At 63.8% G+C, this 18,735-nt stretch carries 18 protein-coding genes, 1 tRNA gene and 1 riboswitch; of the genes, 8 read left to right on the plus strand and 11 right to left on the minus strand.

The genetic code is table 11. The features are described from left to right. Positions 1-52 precede the first annotated feature (52 nt). Positions 53-1,705, plus strand: coding sequence for an ABC transporter permease (locus QQL79_RS03580; RefSeq protein WP_284387981.1), 1,653 nt, complete (start codon positions 53-55; stop codon positions 1,703-1,705). Here the strand turns inward: QQL79_RS03580 and QQL79_RS03585 are convergent, their stop codons facing one another. From QQL79_RS03585 to QQL79_RS03620, 8 genes are all read right to left on the minus strand, one after another. Beyond that, positions 1,706-2,722 (minus strand): ABC transporter ATP-binding protein, encoded by a 1,017-nt coding sequence (locus QQL79_RS03585; RefSeq protein ID WP_284387983.1) that lies wholly within the window; start codon positions 2,720-2,722, stop codon positions 1,706-1,708. A 49-nt stretch (positions 2,723-2,771) separates the two neighbouring features. Beyond that, on the minus strand, positions 2,772-3,671 hold the full coding sequence (locus tag QQL79_RS03590; protein ID WP_284387985.1) for a LysR family transcriptional regulator: 900 nt from the start codon (positions 3,669-3,671) through the stop codon (positions 2,772-2,774). Positions 3,672-3,709: 38 nt separating this feature from the next. After that, complete coding sequence (gene metE, locus QQL79_RS03595) at positions 3,710-5,986, minus strand: 5-methyltetrahydropteroyltriglutamate--homocysteine S-methyltransferase (protein WP_284387987.1); 2,277 nt, start codon at positions 5,984-5,986, stop codon at positions 3,710-3,712. Between the two features lie 191 nt (positions 5,987-6,177). Further along, positions 6,178-6,366, minus strand: a riboswitch (cobalamin riboswitch). 53 nt (positions 6,367-6,419) lie between these two features. Then, complete coding sequence (locus tag QQL79_RS03600) at positions 6,420-6,548, minus strand: hypothetical protein (protein WP_284387990.1); 129 nt, start codon at positions 6,546-6,548, stop codon at positions 6,420-6,422. Next, a complete protein-coding gene (locus QQL79_RS03605) occupies positions 6,548-7,555 on the minus strand; it encodes a GNAT family N-acetyltransferase (RefSeq protein ID WP_284387992.1) in 1,008 nt (335 codons plus the stop codon). Before QQL79_RS03605 ends, QQL79_RS03600 begins: the two co-directional genes overlap by 1 nt. 12 nt (positions 7,556-7,567) lie before the next feature. Beyond that, complete coding sequence (locus tag QQL79_RS03610; protein WP_284387994.1) at positions 7,568-7,726, minus strand: hypothetical protein; 159 nt, start codon at positions 7,724-7,726, stop codon at positions 7,568-7,570. Between the two features lie 129 nt (positions 7,727-7,855). Next, positions 7,856-7,931 (minus strand) — tRNA-Ile (locus QQL79_RS03615). A 32-nt stretch (positions 7,932-7,963) separates the two neighbouring features. Beyond that, a complete protein-coding gene (locus QQL79_RS03620; protein ID WP_284387996.1) occupies positions 7,964-9,001 on the minus strand; it encodes a LacI family DNA-binding transcriptional regulator in 1,038 nt (345 codons plus the stop codon). A 198-nt stretch (positions 9,002-9,199) separates the two neighbouring features. On the opposite strand from QQL79_RS03620, the gene QQL79_RS03625 reads away from it, so the two are divergent. The 6 genes from QQL79_RS03625 (at position 9,200) to QQL79_RS03650 (ending at position 15,271) form a co-directional block, all read left to right on the plus strand. After that, complete coding sequence (locus tag QQL79_RS03625; protein ID WP_370461175.1) at positions 9,200-10,198, plus strand: Gfo/Idh/MocA family protein; 999 nt, start codon at positions 9,200-9,202, stop codon at positions 10,196-10,198. Between the two features lie 12 nt (positions 10,199-10,210). Further along, positions 10,211-11,113 (plus strand): sugar phosphate isomerase/epimerase family protein, encoded by a 903-nt coding sequence (locus QQL79_RS03630; protein ID WP_284387999.1) that lies wholly within the window; start codon positions 10,211-10,213, stop codon positions 11,111-11,113. Between the two features lie 71 nt (positions 11,114-11,184). Next, complete coding sequence (locus QQL79_RS03635; protein ID WP_284388002.1) at positions 11,185-12,411, plus strand: ABC transporter substrate-binding protein; 1,227 nt, start codon at positions 11,185-11,187, stop codon at positions 12,409-12,411. 63 nt (positions 12,412-12,474) lie between these two features. Next, positions 12,475-13,377 (plus strand): carbohydrate ABC transporter permease, encoded by a 903-nt coding sequence (locus QQL79_RS03640; RefSeq protein WP_284388004.1) that lies wholly within the window; start codon positions 12,475-12,477, stop codon positions 13,375-13,377. After that, a complete protein-coding gene (locus QQL79_RS03645; RefSeq protein ID WP_284388006.1) occupies positions 13,374-14,201 on the plus strand; it encodes a carbohydrate ABC transporter permease in 828 nt (275 codons plus the stop codon). Before QQL79_RS03640 ends, QQL79_RS03645 begins: the two co-directional genes overlap by 4 nt. Next, positions 14,198-15,271, plus strand: coding sequence for an ABC transporter ATP-binding protein (locus QQL79_RS03650; protein WP_284388009.1), 1,074 nt, complete (start codon positions 14,198-14,200; stop codon positions 15,269-15,271). The genes QQL79_RS03645 and QQL79_RS03650 overlap by 4 nt, the downstream gene beginning before the upstream one ends. Positions 15,272-15,443: 172 nt before the next feature. Here the strand turns inward: QQL79_RS03650 and QQL79_RS03655 are convergent, their stop codons facing one another. The 3 genes from QQL79_RS03655 to QQL79_RS03665 form a co-directional block, all read right to left on the minus strand. After that, positions 15,444-16,055: a LysE family translocator gene (locus tag QQL79_RS03655; protein ID WP_284388011.1), complete on the minus strand. Its 612-nt coding sequence runs from the start codon at positions 16,053-16,055 to the stop codon at positions 15,444-15,446. Between the two features lie 62 nt (positions 16,056-16,117). Continuing rightward, complete coding sequence (locus tag QQL79_RS03660) at positions 16,118-16,351, minus strand: hypothetical protein (protein WP_284388013.1); 234 nt, start codon at positions 16,349-16,351, stop codon at positions 16,118-16,120. Positions 16,352-16,355: 4 nt separating this feature from the next. Beyond that, positions 16,356-17,297 carry a nucleoside hydrolase gene (locus tag QQL79_RS03665; protein ID WP_284388015.1) on the minus strand — a complete coding sequence of 314 codons (942 nt, stop codon included), beginning with the start codon at positions 17,295-17,297 and terminating at the stop codon, positions 16,356-16,358. 143 nt (positions 17,298-17,440) lie between these two features. Here QQL79_RS03665 and QQL79_RS03670 point away from each other — a divergent pair, with 143 nt between their 5' ends. After that, entirely contained in the window at positions 17,441-18,697 is a 1,257-nt protein-coding gene (locus QQL79_RS03670; RefSeq protein WP_284388017.1) for an AI-2E family transporter, read from the plus strand. Positions 18,698-18,735 lie beyond the last annotated feature (38 nt).

An 18,735-nucleotide genomic window follows, 5' to 3' on the forward strand; every position in this document is an offset into this window, starting at 1 on the left:
TCCTCCCTTGCTGTCTCCGGACGGACGCCTCATCAGGACGGCGCGGCACTTGTTGCCCGCCGTCCTTGTCTTGTTTGCAGTGGGCGTGCTGGCGGTGCTGCCGCTCGGGCGCCTGGTCACCGCCGCGCTGGTGCATGACGGGGTGTTCGATGCCACGCTGCTGATACAAAGGCTGGCGCGCGGCGCGACGCAGAGGGCCATCCTCAATACGCTCGATACTTCGTTTTTCGGCGCGCTGCTGGCGCTGGCGATCGGCGCGCCCTTTGCGTTCCTCATTGCCCTGACCGATATGCCATGGCGCAGGATGCAGGGCTTTCTGCTGCTGCTGCCGCTGATGATTGCGCCGCAGGTGACGGCGCTGGCCTGGATGCATCTGCTTGGGCCCTCCAGCGCCCTGTTGGGGGCGCTTGGCATGGCGCCGCCGCCGGGCACGGCCAATCCGCTGCTGGGGCGGGGCGGGATCATCGCGCTGTTCGGCGTGCAGCATGCCCCGATCGTCTTTATTACCCTGCGCGCGGGGCTGGCGCTGGTGCCGCGCGATTATGTGGAGGCGGCGCGATCTGCCGGTTCCGGGCCGCTGGCGGTGGTCTGGCGCATCATATTGCCGCTGCTGCGGCCCTATCTCATTGCGGCCGTGGCGCTGGCCTTCGTGTCGGGCGTGGGCAATTTCGGCATTCCGGCGCTGCTGGGCATGCCGCAGAACTACCTGACGCTGGCGACGCTGATCTACCAGCAACTGGCCAGCAATGGCCCGGCGGTGCTGCCGCAGGTGGCGGTGCTGTCGCTGCTGATCGGCGTCATCGCGCTTGTTGGGGTGGGCGTGCAGGTGGCGGCGCTGCGGGGCGGGGGCTTTGCCATGGGGCGGGGCATGCCGGTGCGCTTCGGCCTGGGGCGGTGGCGTTGGCCGCTGGCCATGGGTGGGCTGGCTGTCATCGGCTTCATGCTGTTTTTGCCGCTGGTCGCGCTTGTCGCGACCTCGCTGGTGCCTGCCTATGGCGTGCCGCTCAGCCTTTCGACGCTGACCGGCGACAATTATGTGGAAGTGCTGGTGCGGCAGGCGTCCACGGCGCGGGCCTTTTTCAATTCCGGCTATCTGTCGCTGCTTGCCGCGGCGCTGCTGGCAGTGCTCGCCGTGCCGATGGCGCTGGGGCTGGCGCGGCTTCGGCCGGGCCTGCGACAGGTGACGAATGGGGCGCTCGAATTGCCCTATGCGCTACCGGGCATCGTGCTGGCCATTGCCTGTATTCTGCTGTTCCTGCGGCCATTGCCGCTGCTGGGCAGCCTTTATGCGACGCCGTGGATTATTCTGGTGGCCTATCTGATGCGCTTTGCGGCGCTGGCCTTGAAGCCGGTCGATGTGGCGCTGGCGCAGATTCCACCCAATTTGCTTGAGGCGGCTGCCGCTTCGGGGGCGGGACCATTGCGGCGGCTGGTGACTATCGCGGCGCCGCTGGTGGCGCCGGCATCGGCAGCCGGGGCACTGCTGGTGTTCATGAGCGCGTTCAATGAATTGACCGTGTCGGCGCTGCTGTGGTCCAGCCGCAATGAGACGCTGGGGGTTATTCTCTTCAGTCTGGAAGAAGCGGGGCTCTCGACGCAGGCGGCTGCGATTGCGGTGGTGACCGTGGGTGTCGTCGTGGTGCTGCTGCTGGTTCTGGACCGGCTGGGGCGGCGGTTGCCGGCTGGAACCTTGCCCTGGCGCTGATCAGCCGGGGATGATCCAGGCGTCGTTGATGGTCAGGTGTATGGCGGCGCCGATGTCCAGCCGGTTGGGGGTATCGAGCATCAGCGTTTCGCCCGATGCCAGGGTGAGGACGGTTTCGTAGCTGGCGCCGGTATAGCGGCAGCGGGCCACCTGGCCGGCAATGCCGGTGTCGCCCAGGCGTACGGCTTCGGGGCGGACCAGTACCTGTACCGGGCCCTTGCCGGTGCCGCGGGCATTGATCGGGCGCCCGGCCAGCAATGTGCCGTCGGTAGCCGCTTGGGCCGCAAGGATACTGCCGCGGCCGATGAAGCCGGCGACGGTGGCATTGGCGGGCTCGGCATAGAGCTGCTGTGGCGTGCCGGTCTGTTGCACCTGGCCGTGGTCGAGCATGACGATGCGGTCGGCCAGGGCCAGGGCCTCGGACTGGTCGTGGGTGACGAAGACGATGGTTGCGCCGGTGCGCCGGTGGATATCGGCGAAAATGTCGAGCATGGCGGCGCGCAGATGCACGTCCAGATTGGCCAGGGGTTCGTCGAGCAGGATGATGTCGGTGCCGGTGACGAGGCAGCGGGCCAGCGCCACGCGTTGCCGCTGGCCGCCCGACAGCGCATCGACGCTGCGCTGTTCGAAGCCGGCGAGGGAGACCATGTCCAGTGCCCGGGCGACGCGCTGCTCGATTTCGGCGCGCCCGATGCCGCGCGCCCGCAGCGGATAGGCCACATTGGCGGCGACATCCATATGCGGCCAAAGGGCATAGGATTGAAAGACGATGCCGAGGTCACGCTTTTCCGGCGCCACGCTGAGCGTGGGGCCCGCCATGAGACGGGTATCGAACTGGATCGTGCCGGATGTGGGCTGCTCGAAGCCGGCAATCAGGCGCAGCAGGGTGGTCTTGCCGCAGCCGGAGGGGCCGAGCAGGGCGGTGAACGAGCCCTTGGGCAGGGTGACGCTGACGTCGCGCACGGCAAAATTGCTGCCGAACTGCTTGGAGACGGCATCCAGGGTAATGATGGTCATCGCGCCCCGTTAGCGGTGGCAGATGACATTGCGACGACAGTCGTGCCGGTTAGGCTCCGACGCGATAGCGCAGGGCGTCGATCACGATGCGGAAGGCGGGCGAGTTCTGGTGGCGGCTGGGATAGTAGAGGTGAAAGCCGGTGAAGGTCTGGCTCCAGTCGGGGAGCAGCTCGATCAGTTCGCCGGTGTCGAGATGGGGCTGCACCATGTCGAGCGGGGCGAAGCCAATGCCGAACCCGGCCAGCGCGGCGCGAACGATGGGCGGGGTGCTGTTGAAGGTCAGCTGGCCATCGACGCGAACGCGCAGGAACTGGCCATTCTTCTCGAATTCCCAGGCATAGAGCCCGCCATGGGTGGATAGCCGCAGATTGATGCAGCGATGGGCCGTCAGGTTCTGGGGAATTGTCGGGCGATCCCGCCCGGCCAGATAGGCGGGAGCGGCGATGGCGACGAGCTTGAGATCGGGCGCGATGCGCACGGCGATCATGTCTTTCTCGACATCTTCGCCCAGCCGCACGCCGGCATCGAATTGGTGGGCGGCGATATCGGTGAAGCCCTGGTCGATGATGATCTCGACCTTGATATCTGGATAGAGGGGCAGGACGCGGGCGAGCTTGGGCCAGAGGACGGTATTGGTGGCATGCTCGGTTGCGGTGATGCGGATGGTGCCCGAGGGTTTTTCGCTGAGATCGCGGAGCGCGGCGAGACCCGCCTCGATTTCCTCGAAGCGCGGGGCCACGGTCACCAGCAGGCGTTCGCCCGCTTCGGTGGGGGAAACGCTGCGGGTGGTGCGCGTCAACAGCCGGAGACCCAGGCGGGCCTCCAGCTTGCGAATGGTGTGGCTCAGCGCGGACTGAGACACACCCATGCGTGCGGCGGCGCGGGTGAAGCTGCGCTCATTGGCGACCGCGACAAAGGCGACCAGATCGCTGATGTCCTCGCGAGGCATTCATGAGCTCCATTCATAAAGGCCTAGAGAGTTAGCAGCTATTGCAGGTTCTGCCCACTCTTCTCCCCGCGCAGCGATCTGGCCGTGGCAACCAGGTTGGTGAGGGCGCTTTCCACCTCCGGCCAGCCCCTTGTCTTGAGGCCGCAATCGGGATTGACCCAAAGCTGATCGGCGGCAATGCCCTCGGCGGCCTTGCGCAGGAGCAGTTCCATCTCGTCCTGTCCCGGTACGCGCGGGGAATGGATGTCCCAGACGCCCGGACCGATTTCATTGGGGTAGCGGAAGTCGAGGAAGGCGCGGAGCAGTTCCATGTCCGAGCGGGAGGTTTCGATGGAGATGACATCGGCATCCATTTCGGCAATGGCGGGCATGATGTCGTTGAACTCGGCATAGCACATATGGGTGTGGATCTGGGTCTGGTCGGCGACGCCGGAGGCGGTGATGCGGAAGCAATCGACCGCCCAGCGGAGATAGGCTTCCCAATCGCGCCGACGCAGGGGCAGGCCCTCTCGCAGGGCCGGCTCGTCGATCTGGATCATGCCGATGCCTGCCGCTTCCAGATCGAGCACTTCGTCGCGGATGGCGAGTGCGATCTGGCGGCAGGTCTCCGCGCGAGGCTGGTCGACGCGGACAAAACTCCATTGCAGGATGGTCACCGGGCCGGTGAGCATGCCCTTCATGGGGCGGTCGGTGAGCGAGGCGGCATAGGCCGACCAACGCACGGTCATCGGGGCAGGGCGGGACACATCGCCATAGATCACCGGCGGTTTGACGAAGCGCGAGCCATAGGACTGGACCCAGCCATTTCTGGTGAAGGCGAAGCCATCGAGCTGCTCGCCGAAATACTCGACCATATCATTTCGCTCGAACTCGCCATGGACCAGCACATCGAGGCCGATGCGTTCCTGGATGCGGATGGCCTTTTCGGTTTCGGCTTCGAGGAAGGTCTCGTAATCGGCCTCGGCAATGCGGGCTTTTTTGAAGGCGGCACGCTGCTCGCGGATGGCGGCGGTTTGCGGGAAGGAGCCGATCGTGGTGGTGGGGAAGGCCGGCAGGTTGAAACGCTGGCGCTGGGCCGTTCGCCTGGTGGGGAAGGCGTTGCCGCGGTTCAGGTCAATAGAGGTTCGGGTACGGGCCTTGACCTCGGGCTGATGGATGCGGGGCGATTGACGATGCGAGCGGATGGCGGCGGCGCTTGCGTCGAAGGCATCGCGGGCTGCGCCGCGGCCTCGCTGGATGCCCAATGTCAGCGCTGCAATTTCGGACAGCTTCTGGCGGGCGAAGGCCAGCCAGGAGCGCAATTCGTCGTCCAGCTCGGTTTCGCCATCGAGATCGACCGGGCTGTGCAGCAGCGAGCAGGAGGGGGCGATGACGAGGCGGTCGGGGCCGACGCTGTCCCAGGCCCTGGTGGCCAGGGCCAATTGGCGGTCGAGATCGGCCCGCCAGATATTGCGGCCATCGATGAGGCCGATGGAGAGCACTTTGTCGGCCGGGAGGACCTTCAGCAGCGGAACGAGCTGTTCGGGTGCCCGGACGAGGTCGACATGGAGGCCAGCGACCGGCAAGTCGACGGCCAGCGCGGTATTGTCGAGCAGGGCGCCGAAATAGGTGGTCAGCATGATGCTGGGTGCCGATGCGTGGAGCGCGTGATAGGCCTGCCGCAGGGCGGCACGCTGGGCCTCGGTGAGGTCGAGCGCCAGGATCGGCTCATCGATCTGGACCCAGCCGGCCCCTTCCGCCTTGAGGGCGGCGAGGAGTTCGGCATAGACCGGCAGGACCGCATCGAGCAGGGTCAAGGGATCGAACCCGTCCTGCTTGGCCTTGCCGAGGCTCAGCCAGGTTACGGGGCCCACCAGAACCGGCCGCGTGTCGATGCCGAGCGCCTTGGCCTCGCGATATTCGTCCAGAACCTTGCTGGTCGAGAGGCGGAAATTCTGGCCCTCATGCAGTTCGGGGACGATGTAGTGGTAATTGGTGTCGAACCACTTGGTCATCTCCATGGCCGGGGCATCGGCCGTGCCGCGTGCCATGGCAAAATAGCGAGCCAATGGGTCTTCGATCCCGGCAAAGCGCGGGGGAATTGCCCCGAGCATGGCGGTGGTATCAAGCACGTGATCGTAGAAGGAGAAGTCGTTGGAGGGGATGATGTCGATCCCGGCCTGCTGCTGGAGCTGCCAGTGGCGGGCGCGGAGTTCTGTGCCGGTGGCGAGGAGCGCGGCGGCCGTTGTCTCGCCTTTCCAATAGGCTTCGAGCGCCTTTTTGAGTTCGCGGTGGGCGCCGATGCGGGGGAAGCCGAGATTGGCTGATTTGGTCATAATGATACCGATGCAAGCGTGATGGCCCACCGGCCGCGTGTGGCGGCCATGGTCGGGCGGTTACGAAATCAGGGACGTAGCGTTGCGAGCGTCAGGAGCGACGCATTCGGAACCCTAACTGGCTTGCGGTGGTGGTCGTCTGGCTAGGCGTCATGGCAATTCCTCGACCGGTCCGCCCGACCGGCATGTTGCGAGCATTCAATCCCAAGGTAGGTCTCCTGGCTCGCGGGTCTTGCCGGATGTTCGCCTTCCCAGCCCTGGGCCAGTGGCATTCTGAACATCCGTCACCGCCTACAGTTGCGGGGGCAGCTCCGGACTTGGCGAGGCCGCACCGGATTCCCTGTTATCCCCTTGCGGAGACCATGGGCAGCATAAACATGCCGCCCTCTGCGCGTGCTGTCAACAAGGATATAAAGAAATCTTTATATGATGGTCAGCCGCCTTGCAGCAGCGTGATGACGATAGCGGCCACGATGGCGGGCACGCAGACGATGGCCATGGTCATGAGCGCGCCACGATCCTGGGCGCGCTCGGCGGGAGAAGGGTGCGACTTCCTTGTCATCACAGCACCTTGGCCAGGATAAATCCCTTGCCGCGGCTGGAGGTCTGGATGGCCACGCGCATTTCGCTGGCGGTCACGGCCTCGATTGGGTTTGCCGGCGCCGAGACATTGGCGATACGGAAGAGATAGCCATCAAAGCCATTGACCAGATACCAGCAGGGTGCATCGGCGTTCAGCCGCGGAAACTGCAGATACAGCACGGCCAGATGCCCGCGCGAGAGACGGCCCACCAGCCGCTCCGGATTGAGGGGGCCATCGTCGGTCACAATGCGCTCGGCATAGTCGGGGACCAGCCGCTCGGGCATGTCCATTGGTGCATCGAGATGGACGAAATAGCCGCGCCGCACGGCGGCCAGCACCATATTGGCCAGCTCGTCGCCGCCCTCGCCGATTTCGAAGGCAAGCACTTTCTCGGCGCGATGCGTCATGAGCAAGCTGCGATCAAGGGCGCCCATCGCCGTCAGCAAGGCCACTGCCGGCGCCATGGCCGCGCTGACCGGAGGATGCTCGGGCAGGGGGATGTCGCAATAGGAGAGGGCGCGATGATCGTTCCAGAGACTGATGCTGAGCCCGGTCTTGTGCATGTTGGTGGCAAAGCCGGCGGTCGCAAACAGATGTTCGGCCACCGAGCCGCTGTCGGGCGTATCGGTCTGTAGCGTTGCGGCGCCTTCGGCGCGGGCATTGTCGATGGTCGTTTCCAGCAGCAGCCGGCCGATGCCGCGGCCGCGTGCCGCCGGGGTCACGGCAAGCCAGCTGAGGCGGGCGAGAGCGGCGCTTGGATGGTGTCGCATGATGCAGGCACCGACGAGGATCTGGCATTCCACCGCCACCAATACGCGGAGATTGGCGGTGTCCAGCACCTGTTGCCATTGGTCGGGGTTCTCGACGGCAAAGTCCCCGCCGCGCGCCGAACCCGAAAGGGCGGAAAGGGCTTCTGCGTCGGCGCGGTTAGCCCAGCGCAGGCGGGCGAAGGTGTCATATGGCTTGAGAGAATGGGCCTGGGACATGGCTGCGTTTCCTCAGGCCAAAATAAGCGAGATGAACAAAATGGCGTAGGCGGCGGCAACCAGAACGGCCAGGCCAGCCAGTATCCAGGCCGCGCGCCCGGACATGGCGTGTGACCGTTCGCTGCTCATATGGGCGCGATAGAGTTCTGGATACCAGGGATAGCGAGACATGACGGACTCCATAGTTTGGAGCCGGCAGCATGGGCCAGGGCCGCATAAGCGCTCGATAGGGATTGTGCCGCGCCGGTATAAGGCCCGCATAAGTTTGGCGGGTATCAACGGTGGCGTCGGCGAGGGAAATGGTGGGCCCACCAGGACTCGAACCTGGAACCAGACCGTTATGAGCGGTCGGCTCTAACCATTGAGCTATAGGCCCTTGGCAGCCTCATAGCAGGGTCGGGGCTCGTGTCAAAGGGGGAGGGCATTGTCGCTGTCGCCTTCCACCAGTTCCATGGGCACGACCTTGCGGACGACGCCCAGCGGATACTGGGCAGCATAGGCGGGCATGGTGGCGAGCAGGGCCTCGGCCAGGGCGATGCCGAGATCGCGCAGCGACAGCGAGAAGCAGGTGAGCTTGGGCATGAGGTAGTGGGCGTGGGTGCTGTCGCGGCCGATAATGGCGATGTCCCGCCCGGGTGCCAGGCCCGCTTCGTGCAGGCCGCCATAAAGGCCAACGGAAAGCTTCTCGTTGATCAGCACAAAGCCGGTGGGGCGCTTGTCCTGCGGCATGGCAGCGATGGCGCGGGCAATCTGGTGGCCGCCGCGCTCATTGGGATAAGTGCGGAAGACCAGATCGGGATCGTAGGCGATGCCGTGGCGCTCAAGCGTCTTGCGGTAGCTGTCGACGAAGACGAAGCCCAGATTGGTATCGTCGATCGGGGCAAAGACGCCGATGCGGCGATGGCCTTTTTCGATGAGACGGGTCGCGCCGGCTTCGGCCATGCCTTCGAAATCCAGATCGAGCCAGGGATGGCCGGCATCGGTGAGGCTGCGGCCCAGGGCGATGAAGGGGATGCCCTGTTCGGCCAGGTAGTCGATGCGGTGATCGTGGCGCTTGGTGGCCGAGATGATGAGGGCATCGGCAAAGCCGCGGGCGACGACGCGCTGCAGATAGGCATCGGGGTCTTCCTCCGACGAGCAGAGCAGGGCGACGAGGTCGAGCTGGTGGCGGGCGAAGACGGTCTGCACGCCATCGAAGACGCTCATGAAGAAGACGTCGCCTTCCCCTGTTATCTCCGAGCCGGTCTGCATCATGAAGCCGACAACGCCTGTGGAGCCCTTGCGCAGGGCGCGGCCGGCCTGGTTGGGGACGTAACCCAGTGCGGATGCGGCCTCCAATACGCGCTGGCGGGTCTGTTCGTTGACGTCGGGCTTGCCATTGAGCGCGCGGGAAACCGTCCCGATCGAAATATTGAGATGCTCGGCCAAGCGCTTGATGCCAACCATTTTTCCCCCTCGGCGTGCATTGGTGCCATGGCCGGTTTTGCACGGCGCTCCGGACACCCTATTGACACGGATCAGGCTGTTTATATACCGTCGTAAACGTTTACGGAAAGGCTTGCGGAGGAGGAAACCGCAACCCCGAAAATCCGTATGGAGGATATCAGTTTGACGAAAACGGCAGTTCTGGCTGGGTGCGGAGCTATGTCCAGAGGGTGGCTGAAGGCCATTCTCGAGGCGCCGGAATTGGCTGGCCGGATTGATGTTGTGGGGTTGGTCGATCTCGACCGCGCAACGGCGCAGGCGCGAGCCGATGAGTTCGGGCTGAGCGGGGCCGCGATCGGCACGGATCTCGATGCCATGCTGGCCGAGGTCAAGCCGGATTTGCTGTTTGACGTGGTGGTGCCGGTGGCCCGGCATGATGTGGTGGCGACCGGGCTCAGGCATGGATGCCATGTGCTGAGCGAAAAGCCGATGGCGACATCGCTGGCGGCGGGGCAGGACCTGGTCAAGCTGGCGCGCGATGCCGGGCGGGTGCATGCGGTGGTGCAGAACCGGCGCTTTATCTCCGGCGTGCGGCGCATTCGGCGGCTGATCGAGAGCGGGGCGCTGGGCGAATTGACGGCGCTGCATTGCGACTTCTTCATCGGCGCCCATTTCGGCGGTTTCCGCGAGGAAATGGACAATGTGCTGCTGCTCGACATGGCCATCCATACGCTGGATGCTGCCCGGTTCATGGCGGGCAAGGTGCCGCTGGCGGTCTATTGCCTCGAAACCAATCCGCGCGGCTCCTGGTATGCCAATGGCGCGGCGGCCAATGCGATCTTCGAATTTTCCGACGATGTGGTCTTCACCTATCGCGGTAGCTGGTCGGCCGAAGGGGCCAATACCAGCTGGGAAAGCGCCTGGCGCATCGTGGGGACCAAGGGCTCGCTGTTGTGGAATGGCGAGGACCAGTTCGAGGCCAAGGTGGTGGCGGGGGACAGTGGGTTTTTCCGCGAGCTGACTGCAATCGATGTGCCCGAACCGGCGGATATCGCCCAGACCCATGGCCATGCCAGCGTCATCGCCGAATTTCTCGGCGCCATCGAAGCGGGCCGCCAGCCGGAGACTGCCGGCAACGACAATATCAAGAGCCTTGCCATGGTCTTTGCGGCGATCGAAAGCGCCAAGACCCGGCAACGCGTCACCATTGCAGTTTAGGAAGAGAGCCAAGTGAGCGATCCAGCCAAGACCATCCGCATCGGCACCATGATCCAGGCGACGGCCGGCAAGGCGGCCGAGAATATTGCCGCTATTGCCGATCTGGGCTTTGAGAGTTTCGAGCCGTTTTTCTGGCAGACGACCAATGGGCAGGATCTGGCGGAGCTGGGCAAGCGTTCGCTCGACGCCATTGGCAATCGCGACATCACCATTTCCACCATTGGCATGTTCGGCAATCCGCTGGAGGACCAGGACATGGACCGCCAGACCCTGCAGGGCTGGAAGGACTGCATCGACAATGCACACCATTTCGGGGCGACGACCGTGGCCGGGTTCACGGGTCGCGTGCGCAACAAGCCGCTGACGGACAGCCTGCCGCAATACAAGAAGGTTTGGTCTGAGCTGGCCAAGCGCGCTGATGACAAGGGCGTCAAAATCGCCTTCGAGAATTGCGCGATGGACGGCAATTGGGCGAGCGGCGACTGGAACATCGCGCATAATCCCGATGCCTGGGAGCTGATGTTCAACGAGACGCCGGACGACAATATCGGGCTCGAATGGGAGCCCTGCCACCAGCTGGTCTATCTGATCGATCCCATCCCTCAGATCCGCAAGTGGGCGCACAAATTCTTCCATGTGCATGGCAAGGACGCGACCATCCGCTGGGACGTGATCAAGGAGCACGGCATTTTCGGCAAGGAGAAGTTCGTGTTCATGCGGACGCCGGGCTTTGGTGACACCAATTGGACCGATGTGATCTCCGAGCTTCGGCTGGCCGGCTATCAGGGCTCGATCGATATCGAGGGCTGGCATGACCCGGTCTATCGCGATGCGCTCGAAATGACCGGGCAGGTGCGCGGCCTCAATTATCTCAAGAATTGCCGCGGCGGCGATTTCGTCGCCCTGGCCAGCTAGACCGGCGGGCGGGGCAGGAGGGCCCCGCTCGAGTGTGGAACGCGGCACATCGCCGCCAAGGGAGGAAGACAATGAAGCTGAGTACATTCGGCCTTGCGGCCGGTATCGCATTGGGCGCGCTGCTGGCGGCAGGGCCTGCCATGGCGCAGGTGACGCTCAAGATCTGGTCGATCGACGGGGTGGACCGTCCGGGCATCGCCGACACCTTCTCCAAGGAATTCGACGAGCAGAACGAGGATATCGTGGTCGAGTATCGCGGTATTCCGTTCGACGATCTGGTGAACGAGACGCTGCGCGCCTTCGCCACCGGCAATGCTCCCGATATCGTCTCGTTCGACAATCCCGATTTCGCGATGTTCTCCTCGCGCGGGGCCATGCTCGACATTACCGACCGCATCGCCAATTCGCAGGTGATCAAGGCCGAGAATTATTTCCCCGGTCCGCTCAACTCGGTGACCTGGGATGGCAAGTATTTCGGCATTCCCAAATATACCGATACGATCGGGGTGTTCTATAACAAGGACCTGTTCGCCAAGGCGGGCATTACCGAGCCGCCCAAGACCTGGGAACAGGTGGCCGAATATGCCGAAAAGCTGACCGACCCCGCCAATAACGTCTATGGCGTGACCTTCTCGGCCCGCGCCGGCGAGGAAGGCACGTTCCAGTTCCTGCCGCTGATCCAGATGTCGGGCGGGGATTATTCCAACGTCAATACCGAGGGCGCGGTGGCCGCGCTCGAGCTCTGGAAGAAGATCATCGACAATGGCTGGGCGTCCAAGGACGTGTTGAGCCTGGGCCAGTGGGACTCGACCGGCACGTTCAATTCGGGCAATGCCGCCATGGCCATTTCCGGCCCATGGGAAGTGGACCGCATGGTGGAAGACGCCAAGTTCGATTGGGGCGTGGCTCTGTTGCCGACCCTGACCGATGGCGGCACCCGCTCCTCGGCGCTGGGCGGGTTCGACTGGGGCATCATGTCGACCACCAAGCATCCAGACGAAGCTTTCCGGGCGCTCGAATATTTCGCCAGCCAGGATAACCGGATCTTCGAGGAATTCGGCAGCATTCCGCCGCGCAGCGATATTCCACTGCCCGAAACCGGCATTGCGCTCAAGGATGCCGCGCTCAAGGTGTTCCAGGAGCAGCTGCAATATGCCCAGCCGCGCGGGCCGCATCCGGAATGGCAGAAAATCTCCAAGGCCATCTATGACGCCATGCAGAAGGCCCTGACCGGCCAGATGCCGGCCAAGGATGCGCTCGACGAGGCGCAGGCCACCATCAAGGGAATTGTCGGCTAGCCCGATCGATCCCACCCGGCCGGAGCGATCCGGCCGGGGCATTCCCGAGTCGAGGAAGGCTGGATGGCGAAGTTTTTCAATAGTTTGCGGGACGGGGTCGGGTTCGACCTGATCCTGGTGGGCGCGGCGATGCTGTTCCTGCTGGCGCTGGCCGGCCTGCCGCTGGTCTATAATGTGCTGATGAGCTTCCAGCAGGTGGACATGTTCACCCTGGGCCAGCTGATCCGGCCTTTTGCCGGCTTCACCAATTACGCGGCAGTGGTGGCGCAGCCCGAATTCTGGCTGGTGACGCGCAATACGCTAATTTTCGTCGTTGGGTCGATGACCGGGCAATTCGTGCTGGGTTTCGCGCTGGCGCTGTTTTTCGCGCAGAAATTTCCGGGCGCCGCGACCATTCGCGGGCTGTTCCTGGTGTCCTGGGTGATGCCGGGGCTGGTGGTGGGTGCGATCTGGAGCTGGATCCTCGCTGGCGATTTCGGCGTACTCAATTCCGTCCTGCGCGGGCTCGGCATCATCCAGTCCAATATCTTCTGGAAGTCGGACCCGAGCTTTTCCATCTGGGCCGTGATCATCGCCAATATCTGGCTGGGCCTGGCCTTCAACATGCTGCTGCTGTCGGTGGGCTTGGCGGCAATCCCGCGCGATCTCTACGAGGCGGCCGAGCTCGATGGCGCCAATGCCTGGCAGCGGTTCTGGACCATTACCCTGCCCATGATGCGCTCGACCATTGGCGCGGTGCTGTCGCTGGGGCTGATCGGCACCTTGCAGCAATTCGATCTCTTTCCCGCGCTCACCGAAGGCGGGCCGGCCAATACGTCCAATGTGGCGGGCTATTGGTCCTGGCAGCTCAGCTTCCAGCTTTATGACTTTGCCAAGGGCGCGACGGTTTCGGTGATGATGTTCGTGCTCGTGCTGTTCGCCTCCATCCTCTATGTGCGTTCGACCCGGCATGAGGTGCGCGGATGACCCGGCGCTACACACCCTGGGCCTTGCTGGTCGTCGCGCTGGCGCTGGCCGCGGTCTATCTCTTTCCGCTCTATTGGATGTATGTCACCAGCCTCAAATCGGGGTCGGAGATTTTCGCTAATCCGCCGACCTTCTGGCCCACCACACCCAATCCCGACATCTATGGGCAGGTCTGGTCGCGGCGCACCATGTCCACGTTCCTGTGGAACTCGGTGATCATTGCTTCGGGCGTCACCGCGATCACCGTGATCCTGGGCACGGGCTGCGCCTATGTGCTGGCGCGCTATCGCAGCGCCTGGATCGATGTGGGGCTGTTTGCCGTGCTGATGCTGCAGGTGTTGCCGGCATCGGTGATGATCACGCCGCTTTTCGTGGGGTTCAACCAGATCGGGCTGCTCAATTACCCGCGGCTGGCGGTGATCCTGGCGGCGGCGGCGAAATCCATGCCGTTCTTCGTGGTGCTGGTGCGGGCAACCTTCATGAGCGTGCCGCGCGAACTGGAAGAGGCGGCGCTGGTCGATGGCAATTCGCGGGTGGGGGCGTTTTTCCTCATCGTGCTGCCGCTGGCACGCAATGGCATATTGGTCTGCGCCATCCTCACCTTCATGGGCTCGTTCGGCGAATATATCTATTCCAAGTCGATCATCCAGAGCCCGGCCTTGCAGCCCGCCAGCGTGGGGCTGTCCGGGTTCCTGGGGCCCAATTCGTCGGATTGGAATTCGATCATGGCCTATTCGGCCATCTATGTGACGCCGATCCTGGCCATTTTCGTCATCCTGCAGCGCCGGATCGTCTCCGGTCTTACCTCGGGAGCCCTCAAATGAGTGCAGAGCCGCAAATCGAACTGATCGGCATCGACAAGCATTATGGCAGCTTTCACGCGCTCAAGAATATCGACCTGACCATTCCCAAAGGGGCGTTCGTGGCGCTGGTCGGGCCCTCGGGTTGCGGTAAATCCACCTTGCTGCGGTCCCTGGCGGGGCTGGAGAGCATTTCCGGTGGCACGATGAAAATTGCCGGCCAGCAGATGAATGGGGTGCCGCCGCGCAAGCGCGACGTGGCCATGGTGTTCCAGAGCTATGCGCTTTATCCGCATATGACGGTGGAGCAGAACCTGACCTATTCGCTGCGGCTCAAGCGCGTGCCCAAGGCCGAGGCGGCGCGGGCGGCGCAGGAGGTGGCGGCGACGACGGGGCTGACGCCGCTGCTGAAGCGCTATCCACGCGAGCTCTCGGGCGGGCAGCGGCAGCGCGTGGCCATGGGGCGGGCCATTATTCGCAATCCCAAGGCGTTTCTGTTCGATGAGCCGCTCAGCAATCTCGATGCGGCGCTGCGCGTGCATATGCGCAAGGAAATCCGCGCGCTGCATGACCGGCTGGGAGCGACCTCGGTTTATGTGACGCATGACCAGATCGAGGCCATGACCATGGCCGATCATGTGGTGGTGATGCGTGATGGGGTGATCGAGCAGCAGGGTTCGCCATTGGAGCTCTATGACACGCCGGCCAGCAAGTTCGTGGCGGGGTTTATCGGTTCGCCGGCGATGAATTTTGTGCCGGGGACGGTGAGTTCGGATGGCCAATCGGTGCTGCCGGACCTGCCCGGCGCGGGGGCAGTGGCTTTGGGTCGAACGATAGAGGCCGGGCGTTCGGTGGTGATCGGGTTGCGGCCCGAGCATCTGCAATTGGCGGGCAATGGCCCGGCGGTGTTGCGCATGGTTGTGTCAGCGGTCGAGTCGACGGGGGCGATGACCTATCTGACGCTGGGTGACGATCCGGAAATCATGGTGGTCGATACCGGCCGCAATGCGGTCAAGGCGGGGGACACGGTCGGGGTGAGCATTGCGCCGGCCAATGTGCATCTGTTCGATCCGGCGACGGAGAAGGCGATTTAGGGGCTGTCTGGTTGGACAGTCGTGCCGCTTAGGACCAATCGACATTCAGCTGATGCTGGCCTGCAAATGCCGATTTTCTGCGCTTCCGGTGCTCACGTACCAAACGTACGCTGCGCTCCGGTTCTCGAAAACCGCCATTTTCGGCTCAGCCTGAGCTGGATGTCGATTGGTCCTAGTGCTGCCAGACCACCAGGCCTGCGGCGGTCGCCATCATCACGCCGGCGGTCTTGTTGAGGCGGCCGAGGGCCTTGCTGCTCTTGAACATTTCGCGGGCGGCCGAGGCGAGCCAAGCATAGCCGCAGCCGATGATCAGCAGGACCACGACAACGATGGCGGTCAGTTCGGCGAAGGCGATCGGCGTCATCTGGTCGAGCGGGATCACCGTGGGCAGGATGGCGAGGTAGAAGACGATGGTCTTGGGATTGCCCATGGTCAGCGAGAAGCCGGCGAGGAAGGTTCGCCAGCTGTCTTCGTTCTTGGGTTTCATCTGCTCGGCACCGGGGCGGGCCGTCCAGAATTTATAGGCGATATAGAGCAGGTAGGCGGCGCCGGCCCAGCGGATGATGGTGAAAACCGGTCCGAACCAGGTGGCGACGGCGGCAAGGCCAAAGACGGCGAAGACGAAATAGACGAGGTCGCCGGCCAGGATGCCCAGCACCATGGGAAAGGCCCCCTTGAACCCGCCGCCCAGCGCGCGGGCGACCACTGCGGCAACGCCGGGGCCGGGCACCAGCACGGCAATCGCGTAGGCGATGGTGAAGGTCAGGAGGGTGAAGGGTTCCATGGCAGGCCTCGGTTCGGGAGGCGGACACTACGCTTGCCCGTGCCGGTTGCCAATCGGCTTCTTCAGGAGGACCTGGTGAGGTGCCGCCAGATGCGAAACAGCGCCCGGGCCAGTACCAGCAGGAGCCAGGCGAGCAGCACGGTGGCAAACACCGACCCCACGATGATCCCAACGGGAATGAGGGCGGTGGCGAGCGAGGCCGGGCCAAGCGGGCCCGGCGTGGGCAGCACATAGACGGCCCAGCCCACTACCAGGACGAATATTACTGCGCCAAAGAGGTAGAGGACCAGGCCCATCGCATCACGGCAGCCGGGCCAATCGCTCGGTCAGCAGCTTATAGAATCCATCGGCATTGCCATTGCGCAGGTAGGTCGCGTTCTTGGCACGGCCGGTGACGTGCCAATAGTCCACCACTGTCATGCCCACGGTCAGCTCGCTTGATGTTTCGATGGTGACGTTGCAGTGGCGGCCCTCGAACAGCTCGGGCTGCAGCAGATGGGCGATGACGGTGGGGTCATGGAGCGGTGCGCCGGTCCAGCCGTATTTCTTGAGGTCGAAGGTTTCCGAGAAGGTGAGCATGGCGTGGACGGCCGCGCCGGATTGGTTGCCGATGGCCTTGATGGCGGCGAGGCGTTCGGGCGTCGACTGAATCTGGTGGGTCACGTCGAGCGGCAGGATGGTGATGGGAGCGCCGCAACGCATCACGACATCGGCGGCTTCGGGATCGACATAGATGTTGAATTCGGCGGCGGGGGTGATGTTGCCCACTTCGAAATAGGCGCCACCCATCATGACGATTTCGGCGATGCGCTCGGCAATGGCGGGCTGCTTGATCAGCGCCAGGGCGATATTGGTCAGCGGCCCCAGGGTGCAAAGCGTGATGGTTTTGGGCTCGGCGGCCATCAGGGTGTTGATGATGTAGTCGACGCCATGGAGCGTTTGCAGCGGGATCTGCGGCTCGGGCAGGTTGGGGCCATCGAGGCCGGTTTGCCCATGCACATGTTCGGCGGTGACGAGATGGCGGCGCAGCGGGCGCGAGCAACCGGCAAAGACGGGAATATCCGGGCGTCCGGCCAGTTCCACCACTTTGCGGGCATTGATGGCGTTCTGGGCGACGCCGACATTGCCCGCGACGGCGACAATGCCCAGCACATCGAGCTCTTCCGGGGATGCCAGCGCCAGGAGGATGGCGACGGCATCGTCCTGGCCAGGATCGGTGTCGATAATGATTTTGCGGGGCATGTCGGAACCTTGGCGTTGAAAACGGGGGATGGTACCGGCGCTCTCGTCGCCGGTCGACTGGCGATCTGGGCTTGTGCAGAGGAACGTTTGGATCGGAATGGGCGTTCTGATGGGCACAGTTTCTCCCACCTATTGGAAGCCATATGGCACGCATGGGCCGACCCGCTGCATCGACTGAAATGGACGAAAGCCAGTTCGAGCGGATACTGACCAACACGGCCCGGATCGCGCTGGTGCTGATCGGATTTGCGGTATTGCTCGTGGTATTGCAGGCCGGAAAGGTCATTCTGGCGCCGGTGACGCTGGCCATTGTCATCGGGCTGATGTTCGGGCCGGTGGCCGACCGGCTCGAGGGATTTGGAATTCCGCCGGCGCTCTCGGCAGGTGTGGTCGTCCTGCTGTTGCTGGCGGTGATATTCGGCGGCGTGGCGCTGTTTGCCGTGCCGCTCTCGGAATGGGTGGCGCGGGCTCCGGCGATCTGGGACAAGCTGCAGAACGAAATCTCGGCGCTGCGCGAGCCGATGGAATCGGTGGCCGCGTTCCAGGAGCAATTGACCTCGCTGTTCGGCAGCGCCTCGGCCATGGCGGTGACGGTGGAGGATGGCGGGCAGGTGATTGGCCTTGCCATGCTGGCGCCCGCCATTGGGGCGCAGGTGCTGATTTTCCTCGCCAGCCTCTATTTCTTCGTGGCGACGCGGGACCATATTCGCGTCTCGGTGCTCTCGCTCTGCGTGAGCCGGCGGATGCGCTGGCGCACGGCGCATATCTTTCTCGATGTGGAGACCAAGGTCAGCCGGTTTCTGCTGTCGATCACCTTCATCAATGCCTGTGTCGGTTGCGCCGTGGCGCTGGCCATGTGGGCCATCGGCATGCCGTCGCCGATCCTGTGGGGCGCGATGGCGGCGGTGCTCAATTACATTCCCTATGTGGGGCAGGGGGTGATGATCCTGGTGTTGCTGGCCGTGGGCCTGGGCACGCAAACCGGCCTCGAAAATATCCTGCTGCCGGTGGGGTGCTATGTGGCCATCAACTTTGTCGAAGGGCAGATCGTTACGCCGCATTTCATCGGGCGGACGATGACGCTCAACCCCTTCATCATCTTTCTTTCGATCACTTTCTGGCTCTGGGCCTGGGGGCCGGTGGGCGGGCTCATCGCCGTGCCGACGCTGCTGATCGCCCATTCCATCCTCACCCATGCGGTGCCCAGCAAGCCGGTCAAACCCAAGCGCCCCGTGCGGCGGACGCGCAATATGACGGACCGGGAGGAATTGCTGGCCAATGCCGCGGTGGCTATTCGCGAACAGAGCGAGGAGCAGCAGAAGGCCGAAGACAAACGCAAGGAAGAGCGGATGCAGCCTCCCGAAGGGACCGCGCCAAGCGGGGTGGAACCGGCAACGTGAAGCTGCCCTGCGATCGCGGCGCTTGACGCGCCGGGACG

The sequence above is a fragment of the Devosia yakushimensis genome, from assembly GCF_030159855.1.
GTDB classification, from domain to species: domain Bacteria; phylum Pseudomonadota; class Alphaproteobacteria; order Rhizobiales; family Devosiaceae; genus Devosia; species Devosia yakushimensis.

Excerpts from the sequence above, each read along its gene's own strand:
- QQL79_RS03585 (WP_284387983.1), bottom strand. The coding sequence starts at position 2,722 with ATGACCATCATTACCCTGGATGCCGTCTCCAAGCAGTTCGGCAGCAAT.
- QQL79_RS03655 (WP_284388011.1), bottom strand. The coding sequence starts at position 16,055 with ATGGAACCCTTCACCCTCCTGACCTTCACCATCGCCTACGCGATTGCC.
- metE (WP_284387987.1), bottom strand. The coding sequence starts at position 5,986 with ATGACCAAATCAGCCAATCTCGGCTTCCCCCGCATCGGCGCCCACCGC.
- QQL79_RS03660 (WP_284388013.1), bottom strand. The coding sequence starts at position 16,351 with ATGGGCCTGGTCCTCTACCTCTTTGGCGCAGTAATATTCGTCCTGGTA.
- QQL79_RS03610 (WP_284387994.1), bottom strand. The coding sequence starts at position 7,726 with ATGTCTCGCTATCCCTGGTATCCAGAACTCTATCGCGCCCATATGAGC.
- QQL79_RS03665 (WP_284388015.1), bottom strand. The coding sequence starts at position 17,297 with ATGCCCCGCAAAATCATTATCGACACCGATCCTGGCCAGGACGATGCC.
- QQL79_RS03635 (WP_284388002.1), top strand. The coding sequence starts at position 11,185 with ATGAAGCTGAGTACATTCGGCCTTGCGGCCGGTATCGCATTGGGCGCG.
- QQL79_RS03620 (WP_284387996.1), bottom strand. The coding sequence starts at position 9,001 with ATGGTTGGCATCAAGCGCTTGGCCGAGCATCTCAATATTTCGATCGGG.
- QQL79_RS03670 (WP_284388017.1), top strand. The coding sequence starts at position 17,441 with ATGGCACGCATGGGCCGACCCGCTGCATCGACTGAAATGGACGAAAGC.
- QQL79_RS03645 (WP_284388006.1), top strand. The coding sequence starts at position 13,374 with ATGACCCGGCGCTACACACCCTGGGCCTTGCTGGTCGTCGCGCTGGCG.
- QQL79_RS03625 (WP_370461175.1), top strand. The coding sequence starts at position 9,200 with ATGTCCAGAGGGTGGCTGAAGGCCATTCTCGAGGCGCCGGAATTGGCT.
- QQL79_RS03590 (WP_284387985.1), bottom strand. The coding sequence starts at position 3,671 with ATGCCTCGCGAGGACATCAGCGATCTGGTCGCCTTTGTCGCGGTCGCC.
- QQL79_RS03650 (WP_284388009.1), top strand. The coding sequence starts at position 14,198 with ATGAGTGCAGAGCCGCAAATCGAACTGATCGGCATCGACAAGCATTAT.
- QQL79_RS03605 (WP_284387992.1), bottom strand. The coding sequence starts at position 7,555 with ATGTCCCAGGCCCATTCTCTCAAGCCATATGACACCTTCGCCCGCCTG.
- QQL79_RS03600 (WP_284387990.1), bottom strand. The coding sequence starts at position 6,548 with ATGACAAGGAAGTCGCACCCTTCTCCCGCCGAGCGCGCCCAGGATCGT.
- QQL79_RS03640 (WP_284388004.1), top strand. The coding sequence starts at position 12,475 with ATGGCGAAGTTTTTCAATAGTTTGCGGGACGGGGTCGGGTTCGACCTG.